Here is an 18415-nt window from a genome sequence, read left to right as displayed (position 1 = left end):
TATCCCTATGCGCTACCAACCAACGAGATAAGGTGTGCGATCACTTGGTTTGCAGTGACCCCTTCAGCTTGTGCGTGATAGCTGCGAAGTAGGCGGTGGCGCAATACAGGGAATGCCATCGCTTGAACATCTTGTGGAGTAACATAATCACGGCCAGCAAGCCAAGCGTGAGCGCGGGCACATCTGTCTAGGGCAATGGTTGCACGCGGGCTAACACCCATGTCTAACCATTGATCAAGCTGGTCGCTATATTGCTTAGGTTGGCGCGTCGCCATTACCAGTCTAATTATGTACTGCTCAATGGTGTCTGCCATGTGAATGTTGAGTACTTCTTGGCGAGCTTCGAAGATAGTTTGTTGAGAAATAGGCTCTGGTTGAACAGGTTGATTGCCTTGAGCTTCACCTCTGTTTAGGCGCAAAATCTCCAGCTCACTTTCCATGTCTGGATAAGCCACTTCTAAATGCAGCAAGAAACGGTCTAATTGAGCTTCTGGCAGCGGGTAAGTGCCTTCTTGCTCAATTGGGTTTTGCGTTGCCATTACCAAAAACAAATCGGGTAAGGCATAGGTTTTTCGTCCCGCCGTCACCTGCTTCTCAGCCATAGCTTCTAGCATTGCGGCTTGCACTTTCGCCGGAGCACGGTTGATCTCATCCGCCAGAATAAGCGAGTTAAAAATCGGACCAGATTGGAAGGTGAACTGTCCCGTTTCTGGACGGAAAATATCGGTACCAGTTAGGTCGGCAGGCAATAGGTCAGGGGTAAATTGAATACGGTGAAAATCTCCCTCGACACAGTCAGCCAGCGACTTTACTGCGCGGGTTTTTGCCAACCCCGGAGGCCCTTCAACAAGGATATGACCATCTGCCAGTAAGGCGATCATCAATTGTTTTACGAGCTCTTGCTGACCAATGATTTGAGACTCTAGGTAGTTTTGAAGGATTTCGAAGTTATTTTTATGCATTTTGGACTCTCTGGGGGCCATTTGATTCTTATTTTGAGTATTGGTCACTTATTAATAGGAAAAAGTTCCAGTACATCTACGTAATTTATTTTTCCAAAAATGGAATGATTTACAAGTGTTTAGCCAAAGTACAGTTAAGCCCAATGGTTTTACCATAGTCAGACTTAAAAGGCGTGCTTTAGTGTTAACCAAAAGTTGTCGTCTTCATCGGTATTTATCGCCATGCTCGTTTCCTTAGTAATGTTGTGGCCAACTTGAGTGACGAGCTCAAATAAACGAATTTTTCGTCCATTAACGCTGTAGGTATATTGAGGTACCAAGTTGACGAACCAGTCGTCGGCGACTTGCCAGCGAATAAAGGTATACAAAGTCACAATTGATGTATCTGGAAACAGCGTCTTTCGAACTTGCTTGTCGTCTGTCCACGTTTCGCCATATAGAAGGGCAGGGTTGATCCTAAGTTTGTCTGAGAGAGGGATTATTTGGATGGCACCAACAGAAGCTCGGTTAACTGGAATCGCATTGGCATTGTTGCGCTGCATATCGACAAACAACCCCGTCCCACTCTGTTTATAGATCGAAAAGTGGCGTAGATGTAGAGTTTCAAAATCGTCTTTAAATTGAATGAAGCTGTTGTGACCCAATGCACTGTCGGGGCTATTGAATCCAAATTGCGCGATGGCACCATATCCATTGGTTCCTGTTCGTATTCCCAGAAATGAGCTCAGCGCTGTTGGATCGTCTAGGTCTTCTATTTGTGCTTGCTCTTGCTCTGGTTTTCGTTCGGGTTCGAGTTCTTCTGTATGTGCTGCTTGTGATGTAAAAAGAAAAGAGATGATCGACAACAGGGGTAGTAGTTTGAGTAGCATGGCAACCTCAGAAAATTGATGGTATTTGGTCATAGATGGCAGGCGGGGAACCTGCCATTTCGTAGGTTTATTAATGGGTTATTCAGATGGAGAGTATTACCCCGAGCAAGGGATCATGAGCTCGAAGTTGTTGGTCGTGGTGTAGAAGGTTCTTGGGTAGTATTCCCCCATCACCGGGGCGATATCTTTATCTTGCTGGATGTTTTGTATGGCGTGGCTAAACTCTGGCGCTGCGAGCATGTGACGGATTTGAACAATCGATGCGTCTTCATCAATAATGCCATCACCATCGTCTGCCATTGGTAACCAACCGACACCACATTGGGCAAAAGCGTTACGTGGTCTGTCGGCAGCGCGGCTCACGGCGACAGTGTAATAGCCGTCCTTGTCCACCGGAATCGCTTCATCGTAAAGGCAGTCGTTGACTTTGGTTACAGCGAAGCCTTTGTTCGAGCAGACCGACCAGTAACGGAGGTCACCTTTGGTCATTTTTTTAACGCCATGGAAAGTTTTCGGCGTCACAGGAGCTTTCGCTCTAAGGACAAATACAGGGCCATGTTTGCGATTGACGACGGTTCTAATGTAGTTGTTATCAAGATTTGGGTAGAAGCCACCCGTGCTTCGTCTCGCTTCAGGATTGATTTTTCCTGTGTAAATACCTAACAAGCTTTCTCGGTCGAGCTGAATGTGCCAAGTCGATGGATTGGTTGCGGGGAAGCCTGCGGGCTTGTTGGGTTGTGTAACCAATTCACGATACTTCTCGACTGGGATTCCCAGGGCATTTAATTGAGCTTTTAACGGTTGCGCACTTTGCAGCGAATCACACGCTTGTTGTCCGCGAAGTTCCTCTCCTGAAGCAAGCGTGACGACTGGCTGCGGTAATGCTGTATTCCCAGTGCCATCACTGTTTTCGTCTTTTGCGTAGATGCGGTAGATGATCACCTGCTGATTAGCTGAAGATTTTGGCGCATGCAGTTCATCCATTTCAGCGCCATCACGTATTTGGCCTGCGGTGTAATCAGTTTTAGGTTGAGCGTTGAGAATATTGACTTGGTAGCTTCTAAGAACGCTGTCGCGCTGACTGCCTTCTCTGAAAGGGTTTACGCTGCTTTGGCTGGGTTTGATCATGTAGTCGGGTAAAGATTGTACCGGTCTTCCACGGTCATCATAGCTAATGAACGACATGTAGCGAGAATGTGGGAATTGTCCTTCTAATTTTAGCTTGGCACCATCAGGTACAGTAAAAGCTGCTCCCCAATATTTTACCGCAGCATCGGGATAGGCAACGTTGATGTATGGGTCTGCAGATACGGGACCATAACGGAAGAAACAGGTTCTTTCGCCGGGGATCCCCTCAAATTTATCGTTGGCTACTGAGACTGTACTCCAGCTAGCGCAGGTAATTAAAACTGTTGCTATCGAGCCTTTAAAGAGCCAACGGCTCAATGTGTTTACGCATGGCATTTGCATTCTTGAATCCTCATTTCACGACCTTGTGGTTTTTCCTAGCTTTTTTATTCGATTAATTGTTAGTCTGTATTTAACAATTAATTAACAAGCTATCAGGGGTTGGATGAGAACAATGTGTAAAATCTTACATTCTAGTTTCGTTCCTACGATGAGTAGTGAAGAACAACATTTGATGCTTGAGCTGGTGTTAAGACATGATCCCACGCTAAATCAGCTAGATCCGAAAGCCGTTGAAGAGATAGTCGGTGCTGCAAGAATTGAAGCCTATAAGGTTCCGACTTTGCTCAATTCCGCCTATACCGCTGTCGATACCATGCGCCTTGTGGTTAAGGGACATATCGAACTGATGAGTTACAGTGAAAGTGGTGATGAGGCGTGCATTGCCATGCTAGGTCCAAACAGCTGGTTGACGTGGATAGGCTGTTTTGATGAACAACCGACCAACCATAATTTTTACTCATCTTCTGATGCGATTGTCGTGGCTATTCCCGTCAAAAAAATGAGAGATATCGCTGACCGTTATCCAGAACTCTATAAAATTGCAATTCGTGAAATCAGCTTTCGATTCCGGCTCTTGATGGAGTGGACGACAGAATCTGTACTGCTTAAAAATGAATTTCGCGTTGCTAAGTTACTTTTATTAGTCAGTCGTTTAAATGGGATGCCGAACGAGTTAAACCCTATTTTGTATACACAAGATAAACTGGCACACCTGTCTCGTTGTACCCGTCAAACACTCAGCCGATCTCTCCAACAATTGGCGAAAGAAGGCATGATTGAAATAGGTTATCGCCGCATTGATATCATTAATGAGGAGAAACTTAATGCCTTTATATCTGAAGGGTTAGCGTGTTAAACATCATTAAATAACCCAAGCAAATGCCTGCGAGGCAGTAATATTGACCTCGATAATCTTTATCCCAAGAGAAAATGATTGAGTCGTTACATCATATTTGCAGTTTTTTGAGAGAAAAGTCTCTAGTTATATTGGTTTTGGCCGATACATAACTCAGATTGTGCATTGCTGATTGGAGTGCACTAAAAAGTCCTGTTCAGGGTACATAAATAAAGAGCGATTCTTTTTAAAGGTCCAAATATGTTGAAAACTAACTCTCTGAGTATTAAGCAAAAGGTTGTACTTGGAATTACTTTTGCGGTTCTGGCTTCTACGGTCATCGTAGGTGCGATGGCGCAACAACAAGCAAGAGATGTATTGAGCCATCGATTGGTTGATATCGAGCTTCCTGGAATGCTTGAGCGAATCAACGGTGAAATTGATCGTGAAGTCTCTCAGCTGTTGTTGGCAGCGGAGCAAATTGCTTCGAATGAATTCATTTCTGACGCTATCGATTCGACTGAACGTGATGCGGATATTGAGAATAAGCTAGTTAAACAACTGAATAACGTGCGTAACCAATACCAGTTAAACGATGCGTCGGTTGCCAACCGTGAAACAGCTTACTACTGGAACCAAGATGGTTTCTTACGTCAGCTTAACCAACAACAAGACGGTTGGTTTTTCGGTTTTACTCAGTCAGGCCAGCCAACTATGGTGAGCATGTTCCAAGAAGCCAACGGTGAAGTGAAGATGTTTGCCAACTACCAACAGCCTTCTGGTTTGGCGATGTCAGGTCTATCAAAATCGATGGATGACATGGTTAACCTGCTGAACGGTTTCAAGATTGAAAATACAGGCTTTGTATTTTTGACCGATAGCCAAGGTGATGTACAAATTCACCGTGAGCGCTCACGCAGTGATTCGTCACTTCAACAACTTTACGGCCCTCAAGCAAGCCAGCTGTTGAACAAGTCGGGTTTCAACCTAATTACCACCGAAAGCCAAGGACAAGAGCTATTCGTCGCGAGTCTTTATGTGTCGTCAATGGACTGGTTCGTTATTGGTGTGGTACCAACTGATGAAGTGTTTGCTGAGCTCGATGCGACGGCACAAAAGATGCTGATCATGACGGCTATCGTGGCTTTAGTCTTTATCTTAATGGGCGTAGTGCTAGCAAACAGTATCACTCAACCGATTAAACTTCTGGCTAAGCGATTTGGTGACCTTGGCGAAGGCGATGGCGACCTGGCGCAGCGTATTGAAGTCAAAGGCAACGATGAAATCGCACAGCTTTCAAAGGGCTTTAACGGATTCATTGAAAAGATTCACGAGTCGATGAAAGAAGTATGCTCAACAAGCCAAGCGCTTCAAGTGGCGGCAGAGAGTGTTTCTAACAAAGCACACATCACCCACGACAATAGCCAAGAGCAACGAGATCAAACCCTTCAAGTGGTGGCTGCGATTAATCAAATGGGTATGACCATCAGTGAGATTGCATCAAACGCGGCAACAGCAGCAGAAACAGCCACTCAAGCTTCGGGCAATACTGAAGTGGGCCGTTCTGTGGTAAACAAAGCAAAAGACGCGATCAGCCGTTTAGCGCAAGATATTGAAAGCACGGGTCAAGTGGTGGAGCAGCTTGCTTCAACAACGCAAGACATCGGCTCTATTCTGGGTGTTATCCGTGATATCTCTGAGCAAACTAACTTACTCGCACTGAACGCAGCGATTGAAGCAGCACGTGCCGGTGAACAAGGCCGAGGCTTTGCTGTGGTAGCCGATGAAGTTCGTAACCTTGCAAGCCGCACAGCAGATTCAACGGAAGAGATTCAGAAGATGATCAACCAACTGCAAAGCGATGCGAAAGATGCGGTAACGGCAATGAGTGCAGGTAAAGTGATTACACTTGAGGGCGTATCAGCATCGGATGAAGCGGTAGACGTACTGGGTGGTATTTCAGACCGTATCGTTGACATCACTGACCGTAACACACAAGTGGCAACCGCAACGGAAGAGCAATCAACCGTAGTTCACACCATTAACCAGAACATTGAAGAGATCAACGCTATCAACGAAGTGACGACAGGTACGGCCGAGCAACTTGCTGAAGCAAGCCAAGAGCTTCGCGACCTGTCTTCTCGCCTAGATAAGATGGTTGGCTCGTTTAAGCTGTAATCTCTTTAAGCTTTAAATCCTTTAAGCTGTAGCATGGCTTAGAAAGGGGCATTGATGAAGAGCTGGATTCATTTAATCGTGAATCCAGCTCTTTTTATTTACGGGCCTGTTTTCTTCTAACTGGCTTTAGCTTGATCTGGTTTCGGGCTTTGCACTTAATCGCTCTAGCATCACAGAGCGTAAATGAGTAAAATCTGATTAGGTTTAATATTTAGGTAAGTATCATGAGCGATTTTGAAAAAGAACTAGAGCAGATGACTCAAGAGATGGGCGATGAGCCAGAAGTACAACTGCCATCAATTGAAGAGCAAAAAGCGATCGTTGCTGAATTTAAGCGACTAGAAGCGGAAGGCAAACTAACACCAGAAGTGTTAGAAAAGCATTTTGGTCAGTTCAACAAAACTAGTGATACGCCAATCCACTAAGTTTCAGTAGAGCTAATCTATATCGTTAGATAGGGTGGCTTTTAGTACAAACAGATAAAGGTCTAGCATCCGCTAGGCCTTTTTTATTGCTGCGCGAAAAGCTAACTGAGCTGTGCGCAAAGTTAAACAATCAAAGTGAAAGTAGTTGGCGCCTTTAAACAAAAAAATCCCCCTTACTTGGTAAGAGGGATTCGATATGGGCAAGTTATATCTTAAAAAGGCGAACCGATTAGTCGGTGCCGTACTCTTTGTACAAGCGACGACATGCTCGACCATCGCTATGGAACAAGTGACAACGGTGCGCAGGAATACCAATCGCTAGCTTGTCACCAGACTCAATCGTCAACGTGTCTGGTTGACGGTAGATAACATCAGCATCAGCACTTTCGAGGTTTAGGTAAACCTGTGTTTCGTTACCTAGTTTCTCGACCATCATCACTTCAGCTTCAATCGTCGCGTCACCCGTGTCAGCAGACAACAAGTGCTCAGGACGAACACCCAGAGACATACGGTCACCAGCATTGACAGTGGTACCATCTACCGGGATCCAGAAAGTCATGCCATTTGAAAGTTGTACCAATACGCGCTCTGCTTCAGCTTGCTCGATGTGAACCGACATAAAGTTCATCTTCGGCGAGCCAATAAAGCCAGCAACGAAACGGTTCTGAGGGTAGTGGTAAAGATCAAGCGGCTTACCGACTTGAGATACGTAACCGCCATCAAGAACAACAATTTTATCGGCCATTGTCATCGCTTCCACTTGGTCGTGGGTAACGTAGATCATGGTGCAACCAAGTTGACGCTGTAGCTTAGTGATTTGCGAACGCATTTGAACACGCAAAGCAGCGTCAAGGTTAGATAGAGGCTCATCAAGTAGGAATACGTTTGGTTGAGAAACCAGAGTACGACCGATAGCAACACGTTGACGTTGACCACCAGATAGGGCTTTAGGCTGACGCTCAAGAAGGTGACCAAGCTGAAGGATTTCTGCAGCATGTTCAACACGCTTATCAATTTCAGCTTTGTTAGCGTTCGCTAGCTTCAGGCCGAAAGACATGTTGTCGTAAAGGTTAAGGTGAGGGTAAAGCGCGTAAGATTGGAATACCATACCTACGCCACGCTTTGAAGGCTCAACGTCATTCATGCGTTGGTCGCCAATGTACAAATCACCAGACGTAATGTCTTCTAGACCTGCGATACAGCGTAATAGCGTCGATTTACCACAACCTGATGGTCCAACGAATACTACGAACTCACCTTCGTTGATGTCTAAGGTTACGTCCTTAGAAATCTGTACATCACCATATGATTTATAAACGTTTTTTAACGTGACACTCGCCATCTAGCTAGTCCTCGATCGATCAAATTTTAAGTTTTACTGCTTATCATTATAAGAAATTTTTGGGTCAGCAGTAACTGTAGGAATTGGTAAGTATTGAATGAGTAAGAAAAAAGTGGGTGAGACTTGGATTCTTTAACCAAGCCCACCCGTCATAGCCAAACTGGTGCCTATTTCCCCCACATCCAGCTAAATCTCCCCCGTGATTCAATCACAGATTTAGCTCGATGCTTAATAAAGACAACAGCGGGCAGTGAAGCCAACTAAATGAACAATGCTTCAACGCATAACATTCGCTGGTAAAGGGTTCTTACTATCCACTCTTGGATGAATGCAGTTTCGGTGAATTGGCGCAATGGTACATCCTCCCAATGAAAATTTAACGAGGGGGAGTAGTAGGGGAGGAGTAGATAAATGGGGTTATTAATAATTGGCGATCCAGTTCAAATAAATCCACCCCATAACGGTGATGTTGATCACGATGAGTATGCATTTTGTGATTTTAGTCTCTAATCTGACCGGATGGCGATCACGAAATTAAGCCATAATAGCTAGGGCGTAGTGGCTAGGATGATGAGTTAGAGCCTATTTTCTCAGATCATAAGCCCTGAAAACTGGCTCGTCTTGGTAGATGTGCCCTACGTATAAATATAAAAAGGATATTCACATGAAAAACGCTCTAAGCGCTGTAGCTCTAGGAACATTAGTTGCTCTGGGTTCTTTTGGTGCAAATGCTGCTATCGAAGAAGGACAACTAACAATCTGGGTTGGTGGTGACAAAGCTTATGAAGGCATGGCTGAAGTAGGTAAACGCTTCGAAGAAGACACTGGTGTTAAAGTAACAGTCGCTTTCCCTGACAAACTAGAAGAGAAGTTCTCTCAAGTTGCAGCAGCTGGCGATGGCCCAGATATGATTTTCTACGCACACGACCGTTTTGGTGGTTTTGCGGAAGCCGGTCTTCTTGTTGATATCAAACCTTCTAAAGAAACTAAAGAAGGTATCGTAGACTTCGCATGGGACGCTGTTTCTTACGAAGGTAAAACAATCGCTTACCCAGTAGCGGTTGAGTCAGTTTCTCTTATCTACAACAAAGCACTTGTTCCTAACCCACCTAAGTCTTGGGAAGAAATCCCAGCACTTAACGCTGAGCTTCAAAAAGACGGCAAGAAAGCGATCATGTGGCCTCTACGTGGCGGCGCTTACTTCACATGGCCTCTACTTGCAGCTGACGGCGGTTACGCATTCAAACAAACTGCTGAAGGTTACGACATTAAAGATGCGGGCGTAGCGTCTGAAGGTGTTCAGAAGTCTCTAGGTTTCATCGAGAAAATGGTACAAGACAAAGTTATCTCTGCAGACATGGATTACTCAGTTGCTGAGTCTGAATTCGTTGCGGGTAACGTTGCAATGACAATCAACGGTCCTTGGGGCTGGGCAAACATCGAGAAAGCGGGCGTTGACTACGGCGTAACAACGCTACCTAAGTTCAACGGTAAAGCGTCTAAGCCTTTCGTTGGTGTATGGGCTGGTGGTATCAGCACTGCTTCTCCAAACCGCGACCTAGCTGTTGAGTTCATGGAAAACTACCTACTAACAGACGAAGGCATGAAGAGCCTGAATGACGACAAGCCACTAGGCGCTGTTGCTCTTAACTCTTTCCAACGTCAACTAGACAGCGACACTCGTATTGCAGCAACAATGGACAACGCGATGAACGGCGAAATCATGCCTAACATCCCTCAGTTCACAACGTTCTGGTACAGCATGGAAGAAGCGATCGGCAACGTAGTTGACGGCCGTCAAACAGTAGACCAAGCACTAAAAGCTGCTGAAGGTCGCATGACTAAGTAACAACCAAGCACTACCTTTTAAGGAGAGGGTAACCTCTCCTTACTTTTCTATTTTTTATCTATATCGCTAGCAGGTTCCTCTATGCAGTCAGTTCAAGGTACAGATGCTATCCCAGCACCATCAAGCCTTCCAGGCAGTAAAAGCGTCTTCATCAAATGGGGGTTGCTTGGTAGCGTTGGCTTAATTAACGGCTACGCTACAATTCTAATGTATTCACGCGGTGAGCTCGCTTTTGCGCTGCTTACTGTGATTTTAACGGCTTTGGCACTTTACATTTTTGGTAGTAAGAAAACTTACGCCCACCGTTATATTTACCCTGGTATTGCCGGAATGATCTTGTTCATTCTTTTCCCATTGGCTTATACCGTAGGGCTTGCGTTCACTAACTACAGCGCAAAAAACCAACTGTCTCTTGAGCGTACTCAAACGGTTCTTTTAGACCGTTCTTTTCAAAGCGGTGAGAGCTACCCATTTACTTTGTACAAGACTGATGACGGTCACCAGATCGTTGTTAAAGATGGCGACCAGCTTTTAGCAACAGACGTATTTTCTTTTGAAGATATGAGTGCAACAGAGATGGACCTATCTGCAATTGAGTCTGCACAAGGTGAGAAAGAGAAGATCAAAGCGATCATCCAAAACCGTGCAGCGATCAATGCGGTTGATTTCCATCTGCCTAACGGTGACGACATCCGCATGAGTGGCTTACGTAAGTTTGCTTCTGTTGCTCCGCTTTACACGCTTCAAGATGATGACGAAACGTTAATCAACAATGAAACGGGTGAAGTTCTCAAGCCAAACATGGAAGAGGGTTTCTATCAACCTGTCGATGCCAATGGTGAGTTTACTGGTAACACCATCTCTCCGGGCTTTGTGGTTAACATTGGCACACATAACTTTGAACGTGTTTGGAAAGATGATGGTATTAAAGAACCATTCATCAGCATCTTTATTTGGACGGTGATCTTCTCGGTATGTACCGTAGCGTTCACACTTGTTATCGGGCTTGTACTGGCAAATATCGTGCAATGGGAAGAGCTAAAAGGTCGTTCAATCTACCGTGTACTACTGATTCTGCCTTACGCAGTACCCGCGTTCATCTCGATTCTTATCTTTAAAGGTCTATTCAACCAGAGCTTTGGTGAGATCAACATGGTGCTTGAGAATATCTTCGGCTTAAGCCCGAACTGGTTCTCTGACCCAATTCTTGCGAAAACCATGGTGTTGATGGTTAACACGTGGCTAGGTTTCCCTTACATGATGATTCTATGTATGGGTCTGCTTAAAGCGATTCCTGATGATTTGTACGAAGCGTCAGCGATTGATGGTGCGAACTTCCTTGATAACTTCAAGCGTATTACATTCCCATTGATGATTAAGCCGCTTACACCGCTATTGATTGCAGCGTTTGCCTTTAACTTCAATAACTTTGTAATGATTCAACTATTGACGAACGGTGGCCCGAACATGATTGGCACCTCAGAGCCTGCGGGTTACACAGATTTGCTTGTAAGCTACACCTACCGAATCGCATTCGAAGGCGGCGGCGGTCAAGACTTTGGTCTAGCAAGTGCAATCGCAACGCTTATTTTCCTATTGGTTGGTGGACTTGCGTTACTAAACCTTCGTTTCACTAAACTGTCTCAAGATTAAGGAGCACGACAATGGCTATGGTACAAGGTAAAGGCCTTAAATACCGAGTATGGGCAACGCATGCAGTGTTGTGGTGCTTCTTGGCAATGATTATCTTCCCACTACTAATGATCATCGCGATCTCGTTCCGTGAAGGTAACTTCGCAACAGGTAGTTTGATTCCTGATAATCCATCACTGGAGCACTGGAAACTGGCTCTTGGTATGTCGGTAACGAATGCTGACGGCTCGGTGACACCACCTCCGTTTCCAGTACTGACTTGGTTATGGAACTCGATCAAAGTGGCGGGTGTTACATCGATTTTAATCGTGGCATTGTCAACGACATCGGCTTACGCATTTGCTCGTATGCGCTTCAAAGGTAAAGAAACTATTCTGAAAGCGATGATGATTTTCCAAATGTTCCCAGCGGTACTTGCTCTTGTGGCTATCTACGCGCTGTTCGACAAACTTGGTCAATACATTCCGTTCTTAGGCTTGAACACGCATGGCGGTCTGATCTTCTCGTACTTGGGCGGTATCGCACTGCACGTATGGACGATTAAAGGCTACTTTGAAACGATTGATAACTCATTGGAAGAAGCGGCTGCACTTGATGGTGCAACGCCTTGGCAAGCATTCAGACTGGTTCTACTGCCATTGTCTGTGCCAATTCTAGCGGTTGTGTTTATTCTTTCGTTCATCGCAACAGTGGGTGAAGTGCCTGTAGCGTCTATCCTGCTAACCGATGTGAACTCTTACACGCTAGCGGTAGGTATGCAGCAATACCTATACCCTCAGAACTACCTATGGGGTGACTTTGCGGCAGCGGCTGTACTTTCAGCACTTCCGATTACTATCGTGTTCTTACTTGCTCAACGTTGGTTAGTTGGCGGTTTGACGGCAGGTGGTGTAAAAGGATAAGCTGTACCCTATAAGAAAGACAAAGAGCGACCTTATAGGTCGCTCTGTATTGGCATTTTTATTACATCATTTGGTTTGGCCGCCGATCAGTAATAAAAATAACCCTCAGGTTACGCATAGCTGGCTATTAATCAGGTTCCTTACGCTATTAATGATTAGTGGTTTTTGTAACTCTAACCCAGGTATTTACTTGGGTTTTTTTATGCCTGCTACTTTTTGCTTTCTATTTGGTCTTTGTTTTATCTGTCAATTTTTGTGCTTATAGCTGCTTTAGCCATTAAAGCTTCGAATCATTTCTCTCCCGAATCTCACCTGTCTCATTTTTCTTACTTGAAGACATGAACGAGTCTCACAAATCAGACACTCAGTATAAAGGGCTGTTGGTCTATTGATATATTGCTAATAATCCAATGCGTGATACTTCAATGATTTGCGTGCAACAAATACAGAAGTTACAGAGAAAATGTATATAGAGGCAGTAGGTGGCTGTGAATTGCAGGGAGCTATATCCCTGACTTATGGAATGGGGTGGAGAAGTATTGAATGACTAACGGTTGATATCGGCCGCTGATTCAAGCTAGATGCAGATAGCTGTGATTAGTTAGGAAAATGATTCGCTAGGACTAATGATCAGTTAGGAACTATGATCAGTTAGGACCTATGAACGACTAGCGATGAACTATAAAAGCTAGAACTCTTTGCTTGAGGGAGCACAGCCCAAGTGTTGCAACAACACATAGATGCTTTCTTGATCGAGTGCGACACGGCGAAAGAGATCCGCAAACGTGTTGTCCCCGCCAAAACAAGTCTGGATATAGTGGTTAATTTCATTGCTATCGTAACCTTCTACGTACAATGTTCTGACCCATTGGTACTCAACTGCCTTGAGGTTGTTCAGTGTAGATTCGCTAAGTGTGGTGCGTGTGACGCTCAAGAGTAGCTCCGGGAAATTCAAATACATCCATTATGATTGGCGGTATTTAATCAGAGCTAAATGACGACTTTATTACAGTTCGAGCAAATCGCTCAACAACAGCAGGTTCATTTCAACCCTTGGCTGAGTATCACGCTATATAAGCCTTGTTGACATAAGTAGTATTGAGATAAGCAGTATTGGTTAAGACGCGGGTTTGTCTGTGAGAGTTTGTATAGGGGATCTGAGTTAGATAAACAAATGCCAAGCATGTGCTTGGCATCGTAATTAGGTTTTGTAGGTTAGGGCTAGCGATTGACCTTATTTAAGGTACTTCACGTGCGCTTCCATCTCTTCACCAATCTGCTTTCGCATGTTCATCAGGCGAATAGCCGAATCTCTTAATTCAATGTCTTCTGGCGTTTCTGGTACCCATTCTGGCACCTTAGTCGGGTTACCATTCTCATCAACAGCGACCATAATAACGATACAGTGAGTCGTTAGGCGGTTGTTGAGTTCTTTAGGGTCGCTAGCTTGAACGTCGATAGCGATGTGCATGGAAGATGAACCGGTATAGATGACCTTCGCGCTTACTTCAACAAGGTTGCCTACATGGATTGGCGCAACGAATCGAATACCACCTGCGTAAGCGGTAATACAATATTTACCACTCCATCCAGCAGAACAAGCATAAGCCGCTAAATCGACCCATTTCATTACTGCACCACCATGAACTTTACCACCAAAGTTCACATCCCCGGGTTCAGCTAAAAAACGCAGAGTAACGTCTCGTTTACCATCTTGTCGGCTATTGTTACTGCTCATCTATCTTCCTTCATTATTATTGTGCTGCATAACATGCTTGTTACTTGCTAATAACAATATACTTAAGATGACATAAATTAAAGTGGATAATCTCACGATCGAGACTATTTTTTCAAACGAGTGACAAACGGGTGAATATTGATGTTTAAAGGCGGTTGAGGCAAGTGGCAAACACGGATGAAGCAATCTTGTACACGTGGTTAGAAATTATTGATCAAGCAATTAGAAATATTGATCAGCGAGCTAGAAAGGTTGATAGCAAAAAAAACACCTAGCGCAGTGCTAGGTGTTTTCAAGCCGTTAGGTACTCATATCGGTACCTTTTTATGTTTGCCAACTAACCGCTGTTAATCTGGTTTAGTTAAAATGATTCTAGTGTTTTTACCACTAAAGTGGTAGTAAAATCTTTTGTTATTTAGCTCATTTTTACTCTTGAACAAAGTATAGATCCTTTGCGTAGATATTTCCTTTCGGATTATTGTTCGGGAAGCCTTTAAGTGTATTTCGCACTAATCGAGTGTGATTGTAGTGGTATAAAGGCATAACTGCTGCTGATTCGTTAAGAAGCGATTCAGCATGCTGATATAGAGCAAAACGTTTAGACTGATCTTCCGTTTTGCTCGCTTGCTGCAAGAGCTCATCGTAATCAGGGTTACAGTAACCACTCTCATTGGCCGTGTGCCCACAAGTGAAGGCTTCTAACAGAGCTGAAGGCTCTGGATAGTCCCCAAAGGCCCAAGAACGAGCAAGCTGATAATCTCCCGCTCCTTTAGCTGCGACATACGCTTTCCACTCCATGTTCTCTAGCTCTACCTTCACGCCAAGTGGTTTCCACATTGATGCAATTGCGATGGCGATCTTTTTGTGGTTTTCACTGGTGTTGTACGTGAGTGTAAATTTAAGAGGATTCTCTTGGTTGTATCCAGCTTCTTCTAATAGCTGCTTGGCCTTGGCTTGACGTTTTGAGCTATCTAGCGCTTCGAATAAAGACTTAGGAGCCGTGTAGTTCGGGATGTTATTAGGCGTCACGCTGTAGGCTTCAGGCTCTCCTTGTCCTGTCACTTTATCGACTAAAATCTCTCGGTTTACTGTCATGCTTAATGCTTGTCGAACTCTGACATCATCAAACGGAGCTTGACGCGTATTGAACGAATAAACATATGACCCTAACAAAGCCTGTGCCTTAATCTGTTCAGGGCTTTCTTTGACAAGCTTTTGGTAATACTCAAGTTGAACGCGATTCGTCATGTCAATCTCACCGGATTGATAACGAATCAGTTCAGCATTTTGAGATGATAAACCAAGGTAAGTGACCTTATTGATGACGGTTGAAGGGTTATCCCAGTAATTTGGGTTTCTGGTCACTTCTACGTATTCGTTAGGTACCCATTTACTCAGAGTATAAGCGCCGTTGGTTGCAATGTTCTCTGCGCGAGTCCACTGGTCGCCTTTCTCTTCAACCAACTTAGCGGGTAGAGGGAAGAAGGTTTTAATACTCATTAAACTCATGAAGTAGGGCGTAGGCTTTGAAAGCGCAATTTCAACCGTGTGTTCATCCAATGCTTTAATGCCCAGTTCCGACGGGTCTTTATCTCCTCCAAGAATCTCACTGGCGTTAACGATATTCGCCGTCGAGAAAACAAACCCTGTATTGTTACCCGTTTTAGGTGACACGGCACGTTGCCAGCCAAAGACAAAGTCTGATGCTGTCACTGGCTCGCCGTTTGACCATTGAAGACCTTCTTTCAACATAAACGTGACGGTTTTGCCGTCTTTGCTGAACGACCATTCTTTAGCTTGTCCTGGGATGATCTGCCCATCGCTGTTCTCGATCACAAAGCCTTCAAACATATCATTGACGATAATGTCACCGGGCATACCAGAATTAACAAAGTTTGGATCGAGAGTATTGGGCTCTGCACCATTGCCACGTACAAAATGTTGTTCTTTAGCTAATGGTGTATCAGTAGGAACTGTGGCAGCAAAGCTTGAGGCTGAGGATAGAGCAAGCAGTGACGATATGATCACTGGGATCCTTGGTTGAGTCATTGTAATTCCTTTTACAACTTAAACAGTACTCAATGCATTAAACATGAGTCAGCTCAAGGTTGCAACAACAGTAAGTGCGCATTAAAGGAATTTGAAAACGGTGTGAACAGAACAATTGAACAAAACAGGAAAACAACAATGCCTGCTGAGGGAGCAGGCATTGTAAGGAGAGGGTGATTCGCGAATTTTCGTTCGTCTAATCTAAGAAAAGCTAGCTTTGCTGAGGTAGAGCAGCCTCAAGCCTTGGTTTTCTTTTGATTTGAGCAAGAATGACACCCGAAATAACCATCACACCACCAATGATATGGAACTGATTAATCTCTTCGCCTAGCCAAGTGGAGGCTAATACAATCGCGATAACGGGCATCAAGTTCATAAACATCGCACTTGAATCTGCACCAATGGTGTCAATCGCTTTCACCCACATCCAAGGCGCCAAAATAGAAGCAGCAACCGCGGCATAAGCGATCAAAGGAAGAGCTTGCTGTGATGGCAGTAGTTGCTCGCTAGTTAACCAAAGAGGAGTCAACATCGCGACAGCAAATAACCCTTGAATATAAATCACGACCCAACTACTAATTGGCATTTTCCAGCGTTTGAGTAACACGCAGTAAGAAGCGTAAACACAGGCCGCGATTAACATATAACCATCGCCTTGGGTGAGGTTTTGATGGATGAAGAACAGAGGGTCGCCTTTACCGAGCATTAACGCCAACCCAGCCAGAGACAATACACCGCCCACAATACTCAGGCTAGAAATAGACTTGTTTAACAAAGGCACACTGAGGAACACACTGATGAGTGGAACCAAAGAAGTAATCAATGCCATGTTAGAAGCGGAGGTGGTTAAACCTGCGTAGTAACCCAATGATTGGTTTAGCACCATGCCCAAAAAACCAAGGAAAGCTAATTTGGACAAGTTCGGCTTAATGATTGGCCACTGTTTAATCACAGACCGAATGCAGAAAGGCGTCAAAATTAACATCGCAATAAACCAACGGTAAAAACTCATCGCACTTGGTTCTATCGTGCTCGCTGCTAGCTTGTTGACGATCGCATTTGCACCCCAGATACAGACTGTGAAAAATGGTAATAGATAATACATGTGAATTCCGTCGCAAATGACTTGATGCGGCTAGTTTGACAGGTCGTTATACTTACAGATATCTTTAAAAAGACATCAGACGCGATAGGAAGACAAGTTTGAAAAAACACTCAAGAAACCTTCACCCGTCCTTATCAATTGATAAGGCACCATCCAACGTATTTATGAATTTCGAAGCTTTCTTATCGAACACCGAAACTCGTATACACAGCCACCCTTGGGGGCAGGTTCAGTTGATCAGCGGTGGGATTCTTGAAATGGAAGCAGAAGGTATACGCTTTCTCGCGCCGCCACATCTCGCTATTTGGGTGCCAGCTGGGGTCATGCACTGCAGCTACAACCGTAAGCCATTGGATTATTGCTCACTGAACATTGCTCATGAGTTAACTCAGCATCTGCCTGAAAAAACCAGCCTCATTAAGATCACCCCAATCGTGTCTTCGATTATTGATGACTTTCGCCAACGCGATATTAACGTTGCACAAAGCGAACAAGATCAAAGGCTTGTTCGGGTGTTACTCGATCAACTTGCAGAGCGTCAAGTCGAGCATCACTTCTTACCTTCAACTGATAACAAGTATCTTGCCCCAATTCTTGCGGCGATAGAAGAGAACCCAACCGACGATATCTCGCTAAAGGATTGGGCAGAGAAAGTGCACGCAACCGAGCGTACTTTGTCGCGTCATTGCCAAAGTGAGTTAGGTATGAGCTTCACGGAATGGCGACTACGAGTTCGCTACTTGTACTCAATGGACCTATTAAGAAATGGGCAGTCGGTGAAAGAAGTGGCACTCACATTAGGTTACAACCAAGCCAGCCCCTTCATTAGTATGTTCAAGAAATATTCAGGCCAAACGCCAGAGCAATATAAGAATCGTTTGTTGTAATTAGTATATGGAGAGGCATCGGATTAGAAACGGGTGTCTGTCACGGCAAAACGTTAAGTCTTGCCAAACTAAAGTACCTAGAATCCATTGCGAGTTATTACCTATTAAGAGCTGGATATTGATCCCTTCAAGAATAAGGCGTTAGACCTCC

Annotated in this window: 15 protein-coding genes; 7 read left to right on the top strand and 8 right to left on the bottom strand. The window is 44.6% G+C overall.

Going from position 1 to position 18415, the window contains the following annotated elements:
* Positions 1–5: 5 nt before the first annotated feature.
* The 3 genes from QWZ07_RS04045 to QWZ07_RS04035 all read right to left on the bottom strand — a co-directional run bounded on the left by QWZ07_RS04045 (position 6) and on the right by QWZ07_RS04035 (position 3301).
* Positions 6–962: an AAA family ATPase gene (locus tag QWZ07_RS04045; RefSeq protein WP_192853486.1), complete on the bottom strand. Its 957-nt coding sequence runs from the start codon at positions 960–962 to the stop codon at positions 6–8.
* A gap of 164 nt (positions 963–1126) precedes the next feature.
* Complete coding sequence (locus QWZ07_RS04040) at positions 1127–1831, bottom strand: hypothetical protein (protein ID WP_225998487.1); 705 nt, start codon at positions 1829–1831, stop codon at positions 1127–1129.
* 96 nt (positions 1832–1927) lie between these two features.
* Complete coding sequence (locus QWZ07_RS04035; protein WP_102362982.1) at positions 1928–3301, bottom strand: hypothetical protein; 1374 nt, start codon at positions 3299–3301, stop codon at positions 1928–1930.
* A 112-nt stretch (positions 3302–3413) separates the two neighbouring features.
* Between QWZ07_RS04035 and QWZ07_RS04030 the strand changes: the two genes are divergently transcribed.
* The 3 genes from QWZ07_RS04030 to QWZ07_RS04020 all read left to right on the top strand — a co-directional run bounded on the left by QWZ07_RS04030 (position 3414) and on the right by QWZ07_RS04020 (position 6739).
* Positions 3414–4157 carry a Crp/Fnr family transcriptional regulator gene (locus QWZ07_RS04030; RefSeq protein WP_192853488.1) on the top strand — a complete coding sequence of 248 codons (744 nt, stop codon included), beginning with the start codon at positions 3414–3416 and terminating at the stop codon, positions 4155–4157.
* Between the two features lie 240 nt (positions 4158–4397).
* Positions 4398–6314 carry a methyl-accepting chemotaxis protein gene (locus QWZ07_RS04025; RefSeq protein ID WP_102313786.1) on the top strand — a complete coding sequence of 639 codons (1917 nt, stop codon included), beginning with the start codon at positions 4398–4400 and terminating at the stop codon, positions 6312–6314.
* Positions 6315–6538: 224 nt separating this feature from the next.
* Complete coding sequence (locus QWZ07_RS04020) at positions 6539–6739, top strand: restriction endonuclease subunit S domain-containing protein (RefSeq protein ID WP_017091765.1); 201 nt, start codon at positions 6539–6541, stop codon at positions 6737–6739.
* A 229-nt stretch (positions 6740–6968) separates the two neighbouring features.
* Here QWZ07_RS04020 and malK read toward each other — a convergent pair whose 3' ends face one another.
* Complete coding sequence (gene malK, locus QWZ07_RS04015) at positions 6969–8081, bottom strand: maltose/maltodextrin ABC transporter ATP-binding protein MalK (protein ID WP_017104895.1); 1113 nt, start codon at positions 8079–8081, stop codon at positions 6969–6971.
* Positions 8082–8745: 664 nt separating this feature from the next.
* Here malK and malE point away from each other — a divergent pair.
* The 3 genes from malE (at position 8746) to malG (ending at position 12485) form a co-directional block, all read left to right on the top strand.
* A complete protein-coding gene (gene malE, locus QWZ07_RS04010) occupies positions 8746–9930 on the top strand; it encodes a maltose/maltodextrin ABC transporter substrate-binding protein MalE (RefSeq protein ID WP_017104896.1) in 1185 nt (394 codons plus the stop codon).
* 81 nt (positions 9931–10011) lie between these two features.
* Positions 10012–11583, top strand: a complete 1572-nt coding sequence (malF, locus tag QWZ07_RS04005) for a maltose ABC transporter permease MalF (protein WP_017108968.1) — start codon at positions 10012–10014, stop codon at positions 11581–11583.
* An 11-nt stretch (positions 11584–11594) separates the two neighbouring features.
* Positions 11595–12485, top strand: a complete 891-nt coding sequence (gene malG, locus QWZ07_RS04000) for a maltose ABC transporter permease MalG (protein WP_010431447.1) — start codon at positions 11595–11597, stop codon at positions 12483–12485.
* A 688-nt stretch (positions 12486–13173) separates the two neighbouring features.
* On the opposite strand, the gene QWZ07_RS03995 is transcribed toward malG, so the two are convergent.
* The 4 genes from QWZ07_RS03995 to QWZ07_RS03980 all read right to left on the bottom strand — a co-directional run bounded on the left by QWZ07_RS03995 (position 13174) and on the right by QWZ07_RS03980 (position 17377).
* Positions 13174–13419, bottom strand: coding sequence for a hypothetical protein (locus QWZ07_RS03995; RefSeq protein WP_029223283.1), 246 nt, complete (start codon positions 13417–13419; stop codon positions 13174–13176).
* A gap of 300 nt (positions 13420–13719) precedes the next feature.
* Positions 13720–14223, bottom strand: a complete 504-nt coding sequence (locus tag QWZ07_RS03990) for an acyl-CoA thioesterase (RefSeq protein ID WP_017104899.1) — start codon at positions 14221–14223, stop codon at positions 13720–13722.
* 426 nt (positions 14224–14649) lie between these two features.
* Positions 14650–16272, bottom strand: coding sequence for a peptide ABC transporter substrate-binding protein (locus QWZ07_RS03985; RefSeq protein WP_192853489.1), 1623 nt, complete (start codon positions 16270–16272; stop codon positions 14650–14652).
* 211 nt (positions 16273–16483) lie between these two features.
* Positions 16484–17377, bottom strand: coding sequence for a DMT family transporter (locus tag QWZ07_RS03980; protein WP_192853490.1), 894 nt, complete (start codon positions 17375–17377; stop codon positions 16484–16486).
* A 98-nt stretch (positions 17378–17475) separates the two neighbouring features.
* Between QWZ07_RS03980 and QWZ07_RS03975 the strand changes: the two genes are divergently transcribed.
* A complete protein-coding gene (locus QWZ07_RS03975) occupies positions 17476–18264 on the top strand; it encodes an AraC family transcriptional regulator (protein ID WP_017104902.1) in 789 nt (262 codons plus the stop codon).
* Positions 18265–18415: the final 151 nt, after the last annotated feature.

The organism is Vibrio lentus (genome assembly GCF_030409755.1).
Lineage (GTDB): Bacteria > Pseudomonadota > Gammaproteobacteria > Enterobacterales > Vibrionaceae > Vibrio > Vibrio lentus.
This window is presented reverse-complemented; position numbering and strand designations above follow the sequence as displayed.